This window comes from Palleronia sp. THAF1, assembly GCF_009363795.1.
In the GTDB taxonomy this organism is placed as follows: domain Bacteria; phylum Pseudomonadota; class Alphaproteobacteria; order Rhodobacterales; family Rhodobacteraceae; genus Palleronia.
Genome location: NZ_CP045420.1, coordinates 580,982 through 598,945 on the forward strand (window position 1 = coordinate 580,982; position 17,964 = coordinate 598,945).

Sequence of the window (17,964 nt, forward strand, 5' to 3'; positions counted from 1 at the left end):
TTTCAAAGCAAGCCGCCGCCAAGCCACTGATTGCAGCAGGCACGGGCGTTTTTCTTGGAAAGGAAGTAGGTCGGGCGCGCATCTTGGGCCGGTGTGCAGGAATAGACCTATCCTTTTCGATCTTTGATGGTTCGCGGCGGCTCGCCCTGCCCGTACGCAAACGAGACAAAGATGGAGTGCGTTATTCGCATGGCACAATCGTTCCTTGGTCAGAAACGTCTACGTAAATACTACGGTAAAATCCGCGAAGTTCTGGAGATGCCGAACCTTATCGCGGTGCAGAAGGCGTCCTACGACCTCTTCCTGCAATCGGGTGAGGGCGAAGCCCCGCTGGATGGTGAGGGCATCAAGGGCGTGTTCCAGTCTGTCTTCCCGATCAAGGACTTCAACGAGACCGCGATCCTGGAATTCGTGTCCTACGAGCTGGAAAAGCCGAAGTACGACGTTGAGGAATGCCAACAGCGTGACATGACTTACAGCGCGCCGCTGAAGGTGACGCTGCGCCTGATCGTGTTCGATGTGGACGAAGATACCGGCGCCAAGTCGGTCAAGGACATCAAGGAACAGGACGTCTTCATGGGCGATATGCCCCTGATGACCCCGAACGGGACGTTCATCGTGAACGGCACCGAGCGTGTGATCGTGTCCCAGATGCACCGTTCGCCGGGCGTGTTCTTCGACCACGACAAGGGCAAGACCCACTCTTCCGGCAAGCTGCTGTTCGCCTGCCGCATCATCCCCTACCGCGGTTCCTGGCTGGACTTCGAGTTCGACGCCAAGGACCTTGTGTTCGCGCGCATCGACCGTCGCCGCAAGCTGCCCGTCACCACGTTGCTGTACGCCCTGGGTCTCGACCAGGAAGCAATCATGCAGACATACTACAACGAGGTTTCTTTCCGTCAGGTTAAGAACAAGGGCTGGGCCACCAAGTTCTTCCCCGACCGCGTGCGCGGCACCCGTCCGGGCTATGACCTTGTCGACGCCGCCACCGGTGAAGTGATCGCCGAGGCCGGCGAGAAGGTCACGCCCCGCACCGTCAAGAAGCTGAAGGACGAGGGCAAGGTTACCGAACTGCTGCTGCCGTTCGACCAGATCGTCGGTCGGTTCGTGTCGCGTGACATCATCGACGAGGAAACCGGCGCGATCTTCGTGGAAGCCGGTGACGAGCTGACATGGGAAGTCGACAAGAACGGTGAAGTTTCCGGCGGTACGCTGAAGGAACTGCTCGACAACGGCATTACCGAGATCCCGACGCTGGATATCGATAACGTCAACGTCGGCCCCTACATGCGCAACACCATGGCCGCCGACAAGAACATGGGCCGCGACACCGCGCTCATGGATATCTACCGCGTCATGCGTCCAGGCGAGCCGCCCACCGTGGAAGCCGCCAGCAACCTGTTCGACACGCTGTTCTTCGACGGCGAGCGCTACGACCTGTCCGCCGTGGGCCGCGTGAAGATGAACATGCGTCTGGACCTCGACGCCGAGGACACCCAGCGAACCCTGCGCAAGGAAGACATCGTCGCCTGCATCAAGGCGCTGGTCGAGATGCGCGACGGACGTGGCGACATCGACGATATCGACCACTTGGGCAATCGTCGCGTGCGCTCGGTCGGCGAGCTGATGGAGAACCAGTATCGCGTCGGCCTGCTGCGTATGGAGCGCGCCATCAAGGAGCGTATGTCCAGCGTCGAGATCGACACGGTCATGCCGCAGGACCTGATCAACGCGAAGCCCGCCGCGGCTGCCGTTCGTGAATTCTTCGGTTCCAGCCAGCTGTCGCAGTTCATGGACCAGACGAACCCGCTGTCGGAAGTGACGCACAAGCGTCGCCTGTCCGCGCTCGGGCCGGGCGGCCTGACGCGTGAACGTGCGGGCTTCGAGGTGCGCGACGTTCACCCGACCCACTACGGCCGCATGTGTCCGATCGAGACGCCGGAAGGCCCGAACATCGGCCTGATCAACTCACTCGCGACCTTCGCGCGCGTGAACAAGTACGGCTTCATCGAAACGCCCTACCGCGTCGTCAAGGACGGGCAGGTAACGGATGAAGTCCACTACATGTCCGCGACCGAAGAGATGCGCCACACCGTGGCGCAGGCGAACGCTGTGCTGGATGAGAACGGCAAGTTCGTGCAGGAGTTCGTGTCCACCCGTCAGTCGGGTGACTATACCCTCGCGCCGAACGAGCAGGTCGACCTGATTGACGTCTCGCCCAAGCAGCTGGTTTCTGTCGCGGCCTCTCTGATCCCGTTCCTCGAGAACGACGACGCGAACCGCGCCCTGATGGGATCGAACATGCAGCGTCAGGCGGTTCCGCTTCTGCGGGCCGAGGCGCCGCTGGTCGGCACTGGTATGGAAGAGAAGGTGGCCCGCGATTCCGGTGCCTCGATCACCGCGCGCCGTGCGGGTGTCATCGACCAGGTGGACGCCACCCGTGTCGTTGTCCGTGCGACCGAAGATCTGGGTCTGGGCGACGCTGGCGTGGATATCTACCGTCTGCGCAAGTTCCAGCGGTCCAACCAGAACACCTGCATCAACCAGCGTCCGCTGGTGAAGGTGGGCGACACCGTGGGCAAGGGCGAAGTCCTGGCCGACGGTCCGTCGACCGACATGGGTGAGCTGGCGCTTGGCAAGAACGTGGTCGTCGCGTTCATGCCGTGGAACGGCTACAACTACGAGGACTCGATCCTGATCTCCGAGCGGATCACCCGCGACGACGTCTTCACCTCGATCCACATCGAGGAATTCGAAGTCGCCGCCCGTGACACCAAGCTTGGACCGGAAGAGATCACGCGCGACATCCCCAACGTCGGCGAGGAAGCCCTGCGCAACCTCGACGAAGCGGGCATCGTCTACATCGGCTCCGAAGTCGGACCGGCAGACATCCTGGTGGGCAAGATCACCCCCAAGGGTGAATCGCCGATGACGCCCGAAGAGAAGCTTTTGCGCGCCATCTTCGGCGAAAAGGCGTCGGACGTGCGTGACACGTCCCTGCGTCTGCCGCCGGGTGACTACGGTACCGTCGTGGAAGTCCGCGTGTTCAACCGTCACGGCGTTGAGAAAGACGAACGTGCGGTGCAGATCGAGCGGGAAGAGATTGAAAGCCTGTCCCGCGACCGCGACGACGAGCTGGCGATCCTTGACCGCAACATCTACGCGCGTCTGCGTGAGCTGATCATGGGCAAGACCGCCGTGAAGGGCCCGAAGGGCGTCAAGGCGAACACCCAGATCGACGAAGCGCTGCTGGACGACCAACTTAGCCGTGGCCAGTGGTGGCAGCTTGCCCTCGAAGACGAGGACGACGCCAAGATTATGGAAGCCCTGAACGAGCAGTACGAGGCGCAGAAGCGTGCCCTGGATGCCCGTTTCGAAGACAAGGTCGAGAAGGTGCGTCGTGGAGACGACCTGCCGCCGGGCGTGATGAAGATGGTCAAGGTCTTCGTCGCGGTGAAGCGCAAGCTTCAGCCGGGTGACAAGATGGCCGGCCGTCACGGCAACAAGGGCGTGATCTCTCGCGTCGTGCCGATGGAGGACATGCCGTTCCTCGCCGATGGTACGCCGGTCGATTTCGTGCTGAACCCGCTGGGCGTGCCGTCGCGCATGAACGTCGGTCAGATCCTAGAGACCCACATGGGCTGGGCCGCACGCGGTCTGGGCATCCAGGTCGATGACGCTCTGGACGACTACAAGCGCAACGGCGACATGACCCCCGTCAAGGATGCGATGAAGATCGTGTATGGCGACGAGGTGATGGACGAGGCCGCGTTCGACGATGACGCCCTGCTGGAAGCGGCAGGCAATGTTGTCGGCGGTGTTCCGATCGCCACGCCGGTTTTCGACGGTGCGAAGGAAGCAGACGTCAACGACAGCCTGACCCGCGCGGGCTTCTCTACCTCTGGTCAGTCGGACCTGTTCGACGGCCGTACGGGTGAGAAGTTCTCCCGTCAGGTAACGGTGGGCGTGAAGTACCTGCTGAAGCTGCACCACTTGGTCGACGACAAGATCCACGCACGTTCCACCGGTCCGTACAGCCTTGTGACTCAGCAGCCGCTGGGCGGTAAGGCGCAGTTCGGCGGACAGCGTTTCGGCGAGATGGAGGTCTGGGCGCTCGAAGCTTACGGCGCGGCCTACACCCTGCAGGAAATGCTGACGGTGAAATCCGACGATGTGGCCGGCCGCACCAAGGTCTACGAGAGCATCGTCAAGGGCGAGGACAATTTTGAGGCCGGCGTGCCGGAATCGTTCAACGTGCTCGTCAAGGAAGTGCGCGGCCTTGGCCTCAACATGGAGCTTCTGGACTCGGAGGATGAGGGCGAGAGCCTTGGCGAAGACGCCGAGTGATCCAGCCCGGGGCGGGCCTGCAACGGCTCGCCCCCACCCTCTCCAGCATACCTTTTTCTAAGGACGACAGATGAACCAGGAACTGACGACCAACCCGTTCTCGCCCCTCGCGGCGCCGAAGACCTTTGACGAAATCAAGGTCTCTCTGGCCTCGCCCGAGCGGATCCTTTCGTGGTCTTTCGGCGAGATCAAGAAGCCCGAAACGATCAACTACCGCACGTTCAAGCCCGAGCGTGACGGCCTGTTCTGCGCGCGTATTTTTGGTCCCGTGAAGGACTACGAATGCCTGTGCGGCAAGTACAAGCGCATGAAGTATCGCGGCATTGTCTGCGAAAAATGCGGCGTGGAGGTCACGCTGCAAAAGGTCCGCCGCGAGCGGATGGGCCATATCGAACTGGCCGCGCCCTGCGCCCACATCTGGTTCCTCAAGTCGCTGCCGTCGCGCATCGGCCTGATGCTGGACATGACCCTGCGCGACCTTGAGCGGGTTCTCTACTTCGAGAACTACGTCGTGATCGAGCCGGGCCTGACGGATCTGACTTATGGTCAGATGCTGACCGAAGAAGAATTCATGGACGCCCAGGACCAGTACGGCATGGATGCCTTCACCGCCAACATCGGCGCGGAAGCCATCCGTGAGATGCTGTCGATGATAGACCTCGACGCAGAGGCAGAGCGTCTGCGCGAAGAGCTGAAGGAAGCCACCGGCGAACTGAAGCCCAAGAAGATCATCAAGCGTCTGAAGATCGTGGAATCGTTCCTGGAATCCGGCAACCGCCCCGAGTGGATGGTGCTGACCGTGATCCCGGTTATCCCGCCCGAGCTGCGCCCGCTGGTGCCGCTGGACGGTGGCCGGTTCGCGACGTCCGACCTGAACGATCTGTATCGCCGCGTCATCAACCGCAACAACCGCCTGAAGCGCCTGATCGAGCTGCGTGCGCCCGACATCATCGTGCGCAACGAAAAGCGCATGCTGCAGGAATCCGTGGACGCGCTGTTCGACAACGGCCGTCGCGGTCGTGTCATCACGGGTGCCAACAAGCGTCCGCTGAAGTCGCTTTCCGACATGCTGAAGGGCAAGCAGGGCCGCTTCCGCCAGAACCTTCTGGGCAAGCGCGTCGACTTCTCTGGCCGTTCCGTCATCGTGACGGGGCCGGAGCTGAAGCTGCACCAGTGCGGTTTGCCCAAGAAGATGGCGCTGGAGCTGTTCAAGCCGTTCATCTACTCGCGTCTTGAAGCCAAGGGCCTTTCCAGCACGGTCAAGCAAGCGAAGAAGTTGGTGGAAAAGGAGCGTCCCGAAGTTTGGGACATCCTGGATGAAGTCATCCGCGAACACCCCGTGATGCTGAACCGTGCGCCGACGCTGCACCGTCTGGGCATCCAGGCGTTCGAGCCGGTGCTGATCGAAGGCAAGGCGATCCAGCTGCACCCGCTGGTCTGCTCGGCCTTCAACGCCGACTTCGACGGTGACCAGATGGCTGTTCACGTGCCCCTTTCGCTGGAAGCCCAGCTGGAAGCGCGCGTGCTGATGATGTCGACAAACAACGTGCTGTCGCCTGCCAACGGCGCGCCGATCATCGTGCCGTCGCAGGACATGATCCTTGGCCTGTATTACATCACGATGCAGCGTGAGGGCATGAAGGGCGAGGGCATGGTCTTCTCGTCCGTGGACGAAGTGCAGCACGCGCTGGACGCTGGCGAAGTGCATCTGCACGCCAAGGTTCAGGCCCGTGTCACGCAGATCGACGCCGAGACCGGCGAAGAAGTCGTGAAGCGGTTCGAGACGACGCCGGGCCGTATGCGTCTTGGCGCGCTTCTGCCGCTGAACGCCAAGGCACCGTTCGATCTGGTGAACCGTCTTCTGCGCAAGAAGGAAGTCCAGCAGGTCATCGACACCGTCTACCGTTACTGCGGTCAGAAGGAGTCGGTCATCTTCTGCGACCAGATCATGACCATGGGCTTCCGCGAAGCGTTCAAGGCGGGCATTTCGTTCGGCAAGGACGACATGGTGATCCCGGAATCCAAGTGGCCGATCGTGGAAGAGACCCGCGATCAGGTGAAGGATTTCGAACAGCAGTACATGGACGGCCTGATCACCCAGGGCGAAAAGTACAACAAGGTCGTGGACGCCTGGTCGAAGTGTAACGACAAGGTCACCGACGCCATGATGACCACCATCTCGACCCCCGGCATGACCGACGGGACCGAACATGAGCCGAACTCCGTCTACATGATGGCGCACTCAGGTGCGCGTGGCTCCGTCACGCAGATGAAGCAGCTGGGCGGGATGCGCGGCCTGATGGCCAAGCCGAACGGCGAGATCATCGAGACGCCCATCATCTCGAACTTCAAGGAAGGTCTGACCGTTCTTGAGTACTTCAACTCGACCCACGGCGCACGGAAGGGCCTGTCCGATACGGCTCTGAAGACGGCGAACTCGGGCTACCTGACCCGTCGTCTGGTGGACGTGGCGCAGGACTGCATCGTGCGTCAGCACGACTGCGGCACCGACCGCGCCGTCACCGCGAAGCCTGCCGTCAACGACGGTGAAATCGTGGCGTCCCTGTCCGAGCGTGTTCTGGGCCGTGTCGCGGCAGAGAACATCCTGAAGCCGGGTACCGACGAGGTCATCATCGCCGAAGGCGAGCTGATCGACGAGCGCAAGGCCGACATGGTCGATGAGCTGAAGGTGGCACAGGCCCGCATCCGCTCGCCTCTGACCTGTGAGGCAGAGGAAGGCGTTTGCGCCATGTGCTACGGTCGTGACCTGGCGCGCGGCACGATGGTGAACCAGGGCGAAGCCGTGGGTATCATCGCGGCGCAGTCCATCGGTGAGCCGGGCACACAGCTGACGATGCGGACGTTCCACATCGGCGGCGTCGCCCAAGGTAGCCAGCAGTCCTTCCAGGAAGCTGGCCACGAGGGCACGATTGAGTTCCGCAACGCCAATCTTCTGGCGAACTCGGTGGGCGAGAAAGTCGTGATGGGCCGCAACATGACCATCGCGATCATGGACGATCAGGGCGTCGAGCGCGCATCGTTCAAGCTGGGCTACGGCACCACGATGCATGTCGAAGAAGGCGCGAAAGTGGCCCGCGGCGACAAGCTGTTCGAGTGGGATCCCTACACCCTGCCGATCATCGCCGAAGCCGATGGCCGTGCGAAGCTGGTCGACCTGATCCCGGGCATCTCAGTGCGCGACGAGACGGACGATGCAACCGGCATGACGCAGAAGATCGTGACCGACTGGCGTTCCGCGCCGAAGGGCAGCGATCTGAAGCCGGAAATCGTGCTGGCCGGGACGGATGGAGAGCCTCTGCGCAACGATCAGGGCAACCCGATCACCTATCCGATGTCGGTGGACGCCGTTCTGTCCGTCGAAGACGGTGCGGACGTAAAGGCCGGTGACGTCGTCGCGCGTATCCCGCGTGAAGGCGCGAAGACCAAGGACATCACCGGTGGTCTGCCGCGTGTGGCCGAGCTCTTCGAAGCGCGTCGTCCCAAGGACCACGCCATCATCGCCGAGGCCGACGGTCACGTGAAGTTCGGGCGCGACTACAAGAACAAGCGCCGGATCGCGATCGTGCCGACCGAGGAAGGTGCGGAGCCCATCGAGTACATGGTACCCAAGGGCAAGCACATCCCCGTGCAGGAAGGCGACTTCATCCAGAAGGGTGACTACATCATGGACGGCAACCCTGCCCCCCATGACATCCTTGCCATTCTGGGCGTCGAAGCCTTGGCCGACTACATGATCGACGAAGTGCAGGACGTGTATCGACTGCAGGGCGTGAAGATCAACGACAAGCACATCGAGGTGATCGTTCGCCAGATGCTGCAGAAGTGGGAGATCCAGGACTCTGGTGAGACCACGCTGCTGAAAGGTGAGCACGTCGATAAGGTCGAGTTCGACGAGGCCAACGAGAAGGCGATGAAGAAGGGTGGCCGTCCGGCACAGGGCGAACCGATCCTTCTGGGCATCACCAAGGCGTCGCTGCAAACCCGCAGCTTCATCTCGGCGGCGTCCTTCCAAGAGACCACCCGCGTGCTGACCGAGGCGTCGGTTCAGGGCAAGCGCGACAAGCTGGTGGGCCTCAAGGAGAACGTCATCGTCGGTCGCCTGATTCCCGCCGGTACCGGTGGGGCCACGCAGCAGATGCGCCGCATCGCCGCCGAGCGTGACCTCAAGGTTCTGAAGGCCGCCCAGAAGGAGGCCGAAAAGGCCGCTGCTCTGGCCGCGCCTGCGGAAGAGCCGCTGGAGAGCCAAGCGGACGCGGACGTCGATGTGATCGACATCCCGGAAGAGAGCCGCGACGAGTAGGTTTTCGCCACTACGATCTAGGAAAGGCCCCGCGTCATGCGGGGCCTTTTTCGTTTGACGGGGCGTGACGGTGGGCGCACCTGACGGTGAAGCCCAAGCGCGGAACGCCCCATGCCCCTATCAGACAATATGCGCGGCGCGCTGTTCATGATCGCCGTCACGCTGTGCTTCACGGTGGGCGACACCATCGTGAAAGCGGCGGCGGAAGATCTGCCGGTGTTCCAGTTCATCGCTCTGCGCGGTCTGGTCGCAACCCCGATCCTGATCGCACTGGCGTGGCGCAGCGGCGCACGGATCGCCGACGTAAGCGGACGGGATCGACGCTTAATCGTCCTGCGCTCCGTGGCAGAGGTCGGCGCGATGCTGTGCTTTTTCATCGCGCTCGTGCGGATGCCGATCGCCAACGTCACCGCCATCTTGCAGGCCATTCCCCTGACATTGACTCTGGCGGGCGCATTGATCCTGAAAGAGCCCGTGGGTTGGCGACGGATGGGCGCAATCGTGCTGGGTTTCGTCGGCGTGCTGTTGATCGTCCGACCCGGTGCCGCCGACTTCGATCCCAACGCGGGCTTCGCCCTACTGTCTGTCCTGTTCGTCACGATCCGGGACCTGACCGTGCGCCGAATCACGCGCTCCGTTCCTGCGTTCCTTGTCGCTGCTGCCATGTCCGGGATCGTGACCGTGGGCGCGGGAATCGCGTCGCTGTTCACGCCGTGGCAGAGTGTCGGGGCAGGGCAGAGCTTCGCTGTCACTGCCGCCGCCATCGCGATCGTCGGCGGCTACCTTTTTCTGGTCTATGCCATGCGATGGGGCGCGCTCGCCGTAGTCACGCCGTTCCGCTACACCGCGCTGATCTGGGCACTGATCGCGGGATGGCTTGTGTTCGGTGACTGGCCCGCATGGCCCACATGGATCGGAGCGGGGCTGATCGTGGCCACGGGTCTGTTCACCTTCTGGAGAGAGCGCGCCTTGGAGTTGCGTCTCCAACGCAAAGCGTCCCGCTTCTGATCTGCAAACAACATCGGCCAAAGCCAAGAATTGTTGCCCCGAATCGCAGATGCCGCATTTCCGCCTCAATCCTGCCCCGACAAGACCACGACTCGAAGGCAGAACAGGGGCATAGGCGGCACAAGATCGCTGATTGAGCAGGATGCATACAGGCATCGAGTGACCGGGTCGGAAGGGGACACACGCTTCCGACCCGAAGTCACCGTCCCCCCCCGAAAGCCCCAGAAAAACAGCCTTGCACAGCGCCCCGGCTGGCTGTTGACACCCACCGAAGCCCCCTCTATACGACGCCAACCGCGCGACCGGAGACCGTCCGGGCCGGTGTTAAATTGATGGAAGTGGTCACGATCCGGGCCCAGTTGCCCCGATCCTCTGGATACCAACCGCAAGGGCCCGCTGGCCCGCTGCGGTGTTTGCGTTTGGCGGACGCGCCAGATGCACGAAGACGTTAGCGGGGTGCGCGCGCCCCAGAAATTGAAGTGTTGCAACACGGGGATTGATACCGGAATGCCAACGATCCAACAGCTGATCCGCAAGCCGCGGCAGCCGAAAGTAAAACGCTCTAAGTCGCTCCACCTGGAGGGTTGCCCCCAGAAGCGTGGCGTCTGCACGCGTGTCTATACCACCACGCCGAAGAAGCCGAACTCGGCCATGCGTAAGGTTGCCAAGGTGCGCCTGACGAATGGTTTCGAGGTCATCAGCTATATTCCCGGTGAGTCGCACAACCTTCAGGAGCACTCTGTTGTCCTGATCCGCGGCGGCCGCGTGAAGGACCTTCCCGGCGTGCGTTACCACATTTTGCGCGGCGTGCTCGACACCCAGGGTGTCAAAGACCGCAAGCAGCGCCGTTCGAAATATGGCGCCAAGCGTCCGAAGTAAGAGGATCTACAGATGTCCCGTCGTCACGCCGCCGAAAAGCGCGAAATCCTGCCCGACGCCAAGTATGGCGACAAGGTGGTCACGAAGTTCATGAACAACCTGATGATCGACGGTAAGAAGTCGGTCGCTGAGAAGATCGTTTACAACGCGTTCGAGCGCGTCGAAGGCAAGCTCAAGCGCTCGCCGATCGAGGTCTTCCACGAAGGTCTGGACAACATCAAACCGTCCGTCGAAGTGCGCTCGCGCCGCGTCGGTGGTGCAACCTATCAGGTTCCGGTCGAAGTGCGCCCCGAGCGTCGCGAAGCCCTGGCCCTGCGCTGGCTGATCACCGCCTGCCGCAATCGCAACGAAAACACGATGGAAGAGCGCCTGGCTGCCGAGATGATCGACGCTGTCCAGAATCGCGGCACCGCCGTGAAGAAGCGCGAAGACACGCACAAGATGGCCGACGCCAACAAGGCATTCAGCCACTACCGCTGGTAATTCAATTCTAGGCTGAGGACCGTTCCCATGCCCCGCGACTACTCTCTCGGACGCTACCGTAACTTCGGCATCATGGCCCACATCGATGCAGGTAAGACCACCTGCACCGAGCGCGTCCTGTTCTACACCGGCAAGTCCCACAAGATCGGCGAAGTCCACGACGGCGCCGCGACGATGGACTGGATGGAGCAGGAGCAGGAGCGCGGCATCACGATCACGTCCGCCGCGACCACGACGCATTGGTTCCGCACCGAAGACGGCAAGACCACAACCGGCATCTACGGCGACACCCCGGAAGAGGCCAAGTTCCGCTTCAACATCATCGACACTCCGGGCCACGTGGACTTCACCATCGAAGTCGAGCGTTCGCTTGCCGTGCTCGACGGTGCGATCGCCGTTCTCGACGCCAACGCCGGTGTCGAGCCCCAGACGGAAACCGTGTGGCGGCAGGCAGACCGCTACAAGGTTCCGCGTATCGTCTTCGTCAACAAGATGGACAAGATCGGCGCGGACTTCTTCAACTGCGTAAAGATGATCAAGGATCGCACCGGGGCTACCCCTGCGCCGATTCAACTGCCCATCGGTGCAGAGGATCAGCTGGAAGGCATCATCGACCTGGTCACCATGAAAGAGTGGGTTTGGCAGGGTGAAGACCTTGGCGCATCGTGGGTTGTTCAGGACGTCCGCGAAAGCATGAGGGCCGAAGCTGAAGAGTGGCGCGCGAACCTCATCGAAATCGCGGTCGACATGGATGATGAAGCCATGGAAGCCTACCTCGAAGGCACCGAGCCTGATGAGCCGAAGTTGCGTGAGATGATCCGCAAGGGTACTCTGGCGATGGCTTTCGTACCGGTGCTGGCAGGCTCTGCGTTCAAGAACAAGGGCGTTCAGCCCCTGCTCAACGCGGTCATCGATTATCTTCCCGGTCCGCTCGACGTTCCCGCCTATATGGGCTTCTCGCCGGACGACGAAACCGAAACGCGCAACATCCCCCGTCACGCCGACGACGATGAGCCGTTCTCGGGCCTGGCGTTCAAGATCATGAACGACCCCTTCGTGGGCACTCTGACCTTCACCCGCATCTACTCGGGCAAGCTGGCCAAGGGTGATTCGGTCCTGAACACCACCAAGGGCAAGAAAGAGCGCATCGGTCGTATGATGATGATGCACTCGAACAACCGCGAAGAGATCGAGAACGCTTACGCGGGCGACATCATCGCGCTGGCCGGTCTGAAGGACACGACGACGGGTGACACCCTGTCCGACAGTCAGAACCAAGTGGTTCTGGAAACCATGTCCTTCCCCGATCCGGTCATCGAGATCGCGGTCGAGCCCAAGACCAAGGCCGACCAAGAGAAGATGTCTGCCGGTCTGCAACGTCTCGCCGCCGAGGATCCGTCGTTCCGCGTCGAAACCGATCTGGAATCGGGTCAGACGATCATGAAGGGTATGGGTGAACTTCACCTCGACATCCTCGTCGATCGCCTGAAGCGCGAGTTCAAGGTCGAGGCCAACATCGGTGCGCCGCAGGTGGCTTACCGCGAAACGATCGGCCATGAGATCGAGCATACCTACACCCACAAGAAGCAATCGGGTGGTACGGGTCAGTTCGCCGAGGTGAAGCTGATCATCTCGCCGACCGAGCCGGGTGAAGGTTACTCGTTCGAGTCGAAGATCGTGGGTGGTGCGGTGCCGAAGGAATACATCCCCGGCGTCGAAAAGGGCATCAAGTCGGTCATGGACTCTGGTCCCCTGGCAGGCTTCCCGGTCATCGATTTCAAGTGTGTGCTGGTCGACGGCAAGTTCCACGACGTGGACTCCTCGGTTCTCGCCTTCGAGATCGCCAGCCGCATGTGCATGCGTGAGGGCCTCAAGCGGGCGGGCGCCAAGATGCTCGAGCCGATCATGAAGGTCGAAGTCGTGACGCCGGAAGAATATACCGGCAACGTCATCGGCGACCTGACGTCCCGTCGTGGCCAGGTGCAGGGTCAGGAACCCCGCGGCAACGCCATCGTCATCGACGCCTTCGTGCCGCTGGCCAACATGTTCGGCTACATCAACAACCTACGTTCGATGTCTTCGGGCCGCGCGCAGTTCACGATGCTGTTCGATCACTACGAGCCGGTGCCGCAGAACATCTCGGAAGAGATCCAGTCCAAGTACGCATAAGCGATATGCCCCGGCAGAGATGCCGGGGCTCCGAAATTCGGCAAACCCTATCGGGCGATGCCAGACCCAAGACAACTAAGGAGCCAAGACCATGGCGAAGGCAAAATTCGAACGTAACAAGCCGCACGTTAACATCGGCACGATCGGTCACGTTGACCACGGCAAGACGACGCTGACGGCGGCGATCACGAAGTACTTCGGCGACTTCCGCGCCTATGACCAGATCGACGGTGCGCCGGAAGAGAAGGCCCGCGGCATCACGATCTCGACCGCCCACGTGGAGTATGAGACCGAGAACCGTCACTACGCCCACGTCGACTGCCCCGGCCACGCCGACTACGTGAAGAACATGATTACCGGTGCCGCCCAGATGGACGGCGCGATCCTGGTCGTGAACGCCGCCGACGGCCCCATGCCCCAGACGCGCGAGCACATCCTGCTCGGTCGTCAGGTCGGCATCCCGCAGATGGTCGTCTACATGAACAAGGTCGACCAGGTTGACGACGAAGAGCTGCTCGAGCTCGTCGAGATGGAGATCCGCGAACTGCTGTCTTCGTACGAGTACGATGGCGACAACATGCCCGTCATCCCCGGCTCGGCCCTGGCCGCGATGAACGGCGACAACCCCGAGATCGGTGAAGAGTCTATCAAGAAGCTGATGGCCGCCGTCGACGAGTTCATCCCGACGCCCGAGCGCGCCGTGGACCAGCCCTTCCTGATGCCGGTCGAGGACGTGTTCTCGATCTCGGGTCGTGGTACGGTTGTGACCGGTCGTGTCGAGCGTGGCGTGATCAACGTGGGCGACGAGATCGAAATCGTCGGCATTCGCGACACCAAGAAGACGACCTGCACGGGCGTGGAAATGTTCCGCAAGCTGCTGGATCGTGGTGAAGCGGGCGACAACATCGGCGCGCTGCTGCGTGGCGTCGACCGTGAAGGCGTGCAGCGGGGCCAGGTGCTCTGCAAGCCCGGCTCGGTCAAGCCGCACACGAAGTTCGAGGCCGAAGCCTACATCCTGACCAAGGAAGAGGGTGGCCGTCACACGCCGTTCTTCGCCAACTACCGTCCGCAGTTCTACTTCCGCACGACGGACGTGACCGGCACGGTTCAGCTGGCCGAGGGCACCGAGATGGTCATGCCGGGCGACAACGTGTCCTTCGGCGTCGAGCTGATCGCGCCGATCGCGATGGAAGAGAAGCTCCGCTTCGCCATCCGCGAAGGCGGCCGCACCGTCGGCGCAGGCGTGGTTTCCAAGATCATCGAGTAATCTTGGACGCGAGTGGCGAAAGGGTGTCGGCCTAGCCGAGGCCCGTGCCACATCAAACCAATCTGGGTGCCTCTGACGGGGCACCCTGTTTGATTAATACGGCCCGACGTGGCGCATGGAATGAGCCTTGCTCCACCTCTCGACCGATCCCCCTTAAGGGAATAAGACCAATGGCAGCCAGCCAAAATATTCGTATCCGCCTGAAGGCGTTCGATTACCGGGTGCTCGACAGTTCCACCCAGGAAATCGTGTCGACCGCGAAGCGCACTGGAGCGTCGGTCCGCGGACCGATCCCGATGCCGAACAAGATCGAGAAGTTCACCGTCTTGCGTGGTCCCCACGTGGACAAGAAGTCTCGCGAGCAATTCGAAATCCGTACTCACAAGCGGATGCTCGACATCGTCGATCCGACCCCGCAGACCGTGGACGCGCTGATGAAGCTCGACCTCGCTGCCGGTGTGGCCGTCGACATCAAAGTGATGGGGAGCTGATCATGTTGCGTTCTGGTGTTATCGCCAAGAAGGTCGGCATGACGCGGATCTTCCAGGACGACGGCCGGCAAGTGCCCGTCACCGTCCTTCAACTGGACAAGCTTCAGGTCGTGGCAACGCGCACCGCTGACGAGCACGGTTATACCGCCGTTCAGCTCGGCGCGGGCAATGCCAAGGCGAAGAATGTCTCGAAAGCCATGCGCGGCCACTTCGCCGTTGCCAAGGTCGAACCGAAGCGCAAGATCGCCGAGTTCCGGGTTCATCCCGAGAACCTGATCGCTGTCGGTGAAGAGATCACTGCGAACCACTACTTCGCGGGTCAATTCGTTGACGTGGCTGGTACGTCCATCGGTAAGGGCTTCCAGGGTGCCATGAAGCGGCACAACTTCGGCGGCCTGCGTGCGACGCACGGTGTCTCGATCAGCCACCGTTCGCACGGCTCCACCGGCCAGTGTCAGGACCCCGGCAAGGTGTTCAAGGGCAAGAAGATGGCCGGTCACATGGGTGCTGCCCGCGTGACCACGCAGAACCTGCAGGTCGTCAAGACCGACGCCGACCGTGGCCTGATCATGGTCAAGGGCGCCGTTCCCGGCTCCAAAGGTGGCTGGGTCACGATCAAGGACGCGGTGAAGAAGCCGATGCCCGATGGCGTGATCTACCCCGCCGCGCTGAAGTCCGCTGCCGAGGAAGCCGAGCGTATGGCTGCCGAAGCTGCCGAAGCTGCCGAGAAGGAGCGTCTGGAGGCGGAAGCCGCAGAGGCCGAGCGTCAGGCTGCCGAGCAGGCCGAAGCGCTGAAGGAAGCCGAGGCTGAAATCTCCGAGGAATCCGCTGAGGCCGATAATTCGGACAGTGATCCCCGATCGACCGAGGAGGGTGACCAATGAAAACCGACGTCTTGACTCTCGACGGTGGCAAGAACGGTTCCGTGGATCTCAACGAAGAGATCTTCGGGCTGGAGCCGCGCGCCGATATCCTGCACCGTGTGGTCCGCTGGCAGCGTAACAACGCGCAGCAGGGCACCCACAAGGTGAAGACCCGTTCGGAAACGAGCTACTCCACCAAGAAGATCTATCGCCAGAAGGGCACCGGCGGCGCACGCCACGGTGACCGGAACGCGCCGATCTTCCGGGGTGGTGGTGTCTACAAGGGCCCGACCCCGCGTAGCCACGGCCATGAGCTGACCAAGAAGTTCCGCAAGCTGGGCCTGCGCCATGCGCTGTCCGCGAAGGCACGTGAGGGCAACTTGGTCATCATCGACGTGGCAGAGCTGGCCGAAGCCAAGACCAAGACGCTTGCGTCGAAGGTCAAGGAGCTGGGCTGGAAGCGCACGCTGGTGATCGACGGCTCTGAGCTGAACGAGAACTTCGCCACCGCCGCGCGCAACCTCGACAGCTTCGATGTGCTGCCGAGCATGGGCGCCAACGTCTACGACATCCTCAAGCGTGACACCCTGGTGATCACGAAAGCGGGGATCGAAGCACTGGAGGCTCGTCTGAAATGAGCACCAAGACCGAACATTACGATGTGATCCGCAAACCGGTCATCACCGAGAAGGCCACGATGGCGTCCGAAAACGGCGCCGTGGTTTTCGAGGTGGCGAACGACGCGAACAAGCCCATGATCAAAGAGGCTGTCGAAAGCCTGTTTGGCGTGAAGGTGAAGGCCGTGAACACGGTCGTCACCAAGGGCAAGGTCAAGCGCTTCCGTGGCATCATGGGCCAGCGCAAGACGATCAAGAAAGCCTACGTGACGCTCGAAGAGGGCAACACGATCGACGTGACGACGGGGCTGTAAGCTTCGTCTCAGGCTGAGAACGATAAAGAACTCCGCTCGAAAGAGCGGAGTTTTTTCGTTCACAGGGAGCCGTGTCGCCTGCGCTTTGGTCCCGATCCGCGCTGGGTTTTGTAATCTGAAAGGGATTGACCACCGTTAGAACCGGCCACTTCTGGCACGTTCTAGCATACCGTGCTTGACCCTCACTCCGAGCCCTCCTAGAAGCCCCCATCGGCCCAGCCCCGGATTCGTCCGGGGCTTGGCTTTTGGTCGCTAGGGGTATCCCTGACGGCATCGCTACTGGGACCTTCGGGGCCCTTCACCAAACCGCGGTCCAGTGCCCATCCGGGGCAGGGCCGCCCACAAAACGGAAGACAGAAAGCATGGCACTCAAGTCGTACAAGCCGACGACGCCGGGCCAGCGCGGGCTGGTGCTGATCGACCGTTCGGAGCTGTGGAAAGGTCGCCCGGTCAAATCCCTTACTGAGGGTTTGTCCAAGCATGGCGGTCGGAACAACACCGGACGGATCACGATGCGTCGCCGCGGTGGTGGCGCTAAGCGTCTCTATCGTATCGTCGATTTCAAACGCACCAAGCACGACATGGAAGCTGTCGTCGTTCGGATCGAATATGACCCGAACCGCACCGCCTTCATCGCGCTGATCCAGTACACCGATGGCGAGCAACGCTACATCCTCGCCCCCCAGCGCCTAGGCGTTGGCGACAAGATCGTCTCAGGCACCCGTGTCGACGTGAAGCCCGGCAACGCGATGCCGTTCCAGGGCATGCCCATCGGTACGATCATCCACAACATCGAGCTGAAGCCCGGCAAGGGCGGCCAGATCGCACGTGCGGCGGGCACCTATGCCCAGTTCGTCGGTCGCGATGGCGGCTACGCCCAGATCCGCCTGAGCTCGGGCGAGCTGCGCATGGTCCGTCAGGAATGCATGGCCACCGTCGGTGCTGTGTCGAACCCCGACAACTCGAACCAGAACATCGGTAAAGCGGGCCGCAACCGTCACAAGGGCATCCGCCCGTCTGTGCGTGGTGTCGTGATGAACCCGGTCGACCACCCGCACGGTGGTGGTGAAGGCCGGACCTCGGGTGGTCGTCACCCGGTCACGCCCTGGGGCAAGCCCACGAAGGGCGCGCGCACCCGCAACAAGAAGAAGGCGTCGCAAGCTCTTATCATCCGCTCGCGTCACGCCAAGAAGAAGGGCCGCTAA

At 61.9% G+C, this 17,964-nt stretch carries 12 protein-coding genes; all 12 read left to right on the forward strand.

Annotated elements, in window-relative coordinates; genetic code table 11:
- The first annotated feature begins 189 nt into the window (after positions 1-189).
- Entirely contained in the window at positions 190-4,347 is a 4,158-nt protein-coding gene (rpoB, locus tag FIU81_RS02850) for a DNA-directed RNA polymerase subunit beta (RefSeq protein WP_124111363.1), read from the forward strand.
- A 70-nt stretch (positions 4,348-4,417) separates the two neighbouring features.
- Positions 4,418-8,668 carry a DNA-directed RNA polymerase subunit beta' gene (rpoC, locus tag FIU81_RS02855; protein WP_124111362.1) on the forward strand — a complete coding sequence of 1,417 codons (4,251 nt, stop codon included), beginning with the start codon at positions 4,418-4,420 and terminating at the stop codon, positions 8,666-8,668.
- A 111-nt stretch (positions 8,669-8,779) separates the two neighbouring features.
- Positions 8,780-9,676 (forward strand): DMT family transporter, encoded by an 897-nt coding sequence (locus FIU81_RS02860; RefSeq protein ID WP_124111361.1) that lies wholly within the window; start codon positions 8,780-8,782, stop codon positions 9,674-9,676.
- A gap of 507 nt (positions 9,677-10,183) precedes the next feature.
- Entirely contained in the window at positions 10,184-10,555 is a 372-nt protein-coding gene (gene rpsL / locus FIU81_RS02865; RefSeq protein ID WP_076980154.1) for a 30S ribosomal protein S12, read from the forward strand.
- A 12-nt stretch (positions 10,556-10,567) separates the two neighbouring features.
- The gene (gene rpsG / locus FIU81_RS02870; RefSeq protein ID WP_124111360.1) at positions 10,568-11,038 is read left to right on the forward strand and encodes a 30S ribosomal protein S7; all 471 of its coding nucleotides are present in this window, start codon (positions 10,568-10,570) and stop codon (positions 11,036-11,038) included.
- A 27-nt stretch (positions 11,039-11,065) separates the two neighbouring features.
- Positions 11,066-13,207, forward strand: coding sequence for an elongation factor G (gene fusA, locus FIU81_RS02875; RefSeq protein ID WP_124111359.1), 2,142 nt, complete (start codon positions 11,066-11,068; stop codon positions 13,205-13,207).
- A gap of 91 nt (positions 13,208-13,298) precedes the next feature.
- Positions 13,299-14,474, forward strand: a complete 1,176-nt coding sequence (gene tuf, locus FIU81_RS02880) for an elongation factor Tu (protein ID WP_152460901.1) — start codon at positions 13,299-13,301, stop codon at positions 14,472-14,474.
- A gap of 170 nt (positions 14,475-14,644) precedes the next feature.
- Complete coding sequence (rpsJ, locus tag FIU81_RS02885) at positions 14,645-14,965, forward strand: 30S ribosomal protein S10 (protein ID WP_124111441.1); 321 nt, start codon at positions 14,645-14,647, stop codon at positions 14,963-14,965.
- A 2-nt stretch (positions 14,966-14,967) separates the two neighbouring features.
- Positions 14,968-15,849, forward strand: a complete 882-nt coding sequence (gene rplC, locus FIU81_RS02890; RefSeq protein ID WP_124111442.1) for a 50S ribosomal protein L3 — start codon at positions 14,968-14,970, stop codon at positions 15,847-15,849.
- Positions 15,846-16,466, forward strand: coding sequence for a 50S ribosomal protein L4 (gene rplD, locus FIU81_RS02895; protein WP_124111443.1), 621 nt, complete (start codon positions 15,846-15,848; stop codon positions 16,464-16,466). Before rplC ends, rplD begins: the two co-directional genes overlap by 4 nt.
- Positions 16,463-16,759 carry a 50S ribosomal protein L23 gene (locus FIU81_RS02900; RefSeq protein WP_124111444.1) on the forward strand — a complete coding sequence of 99 codons (297 nt, stop codon included), beginning with the start codon at positions 16,463-16,465 and terminating at the stop codon, positions 16,757-16,759. Before rplD ends, FIU81_RS02900 begins: the two co-directional genes overlap by 4 nt.
- 362 nt (positions 16,760-17,121) lie before the next feature.
- A complete protein-coding gene (gene rplB / locus FIU81_RS02905) occupies positions 17,122-17,964 on the forward strand; it encodes a 50S ribosomal protein L2 (protein WP_124111445.1) in 843 nt (280 codons plus the stop codon).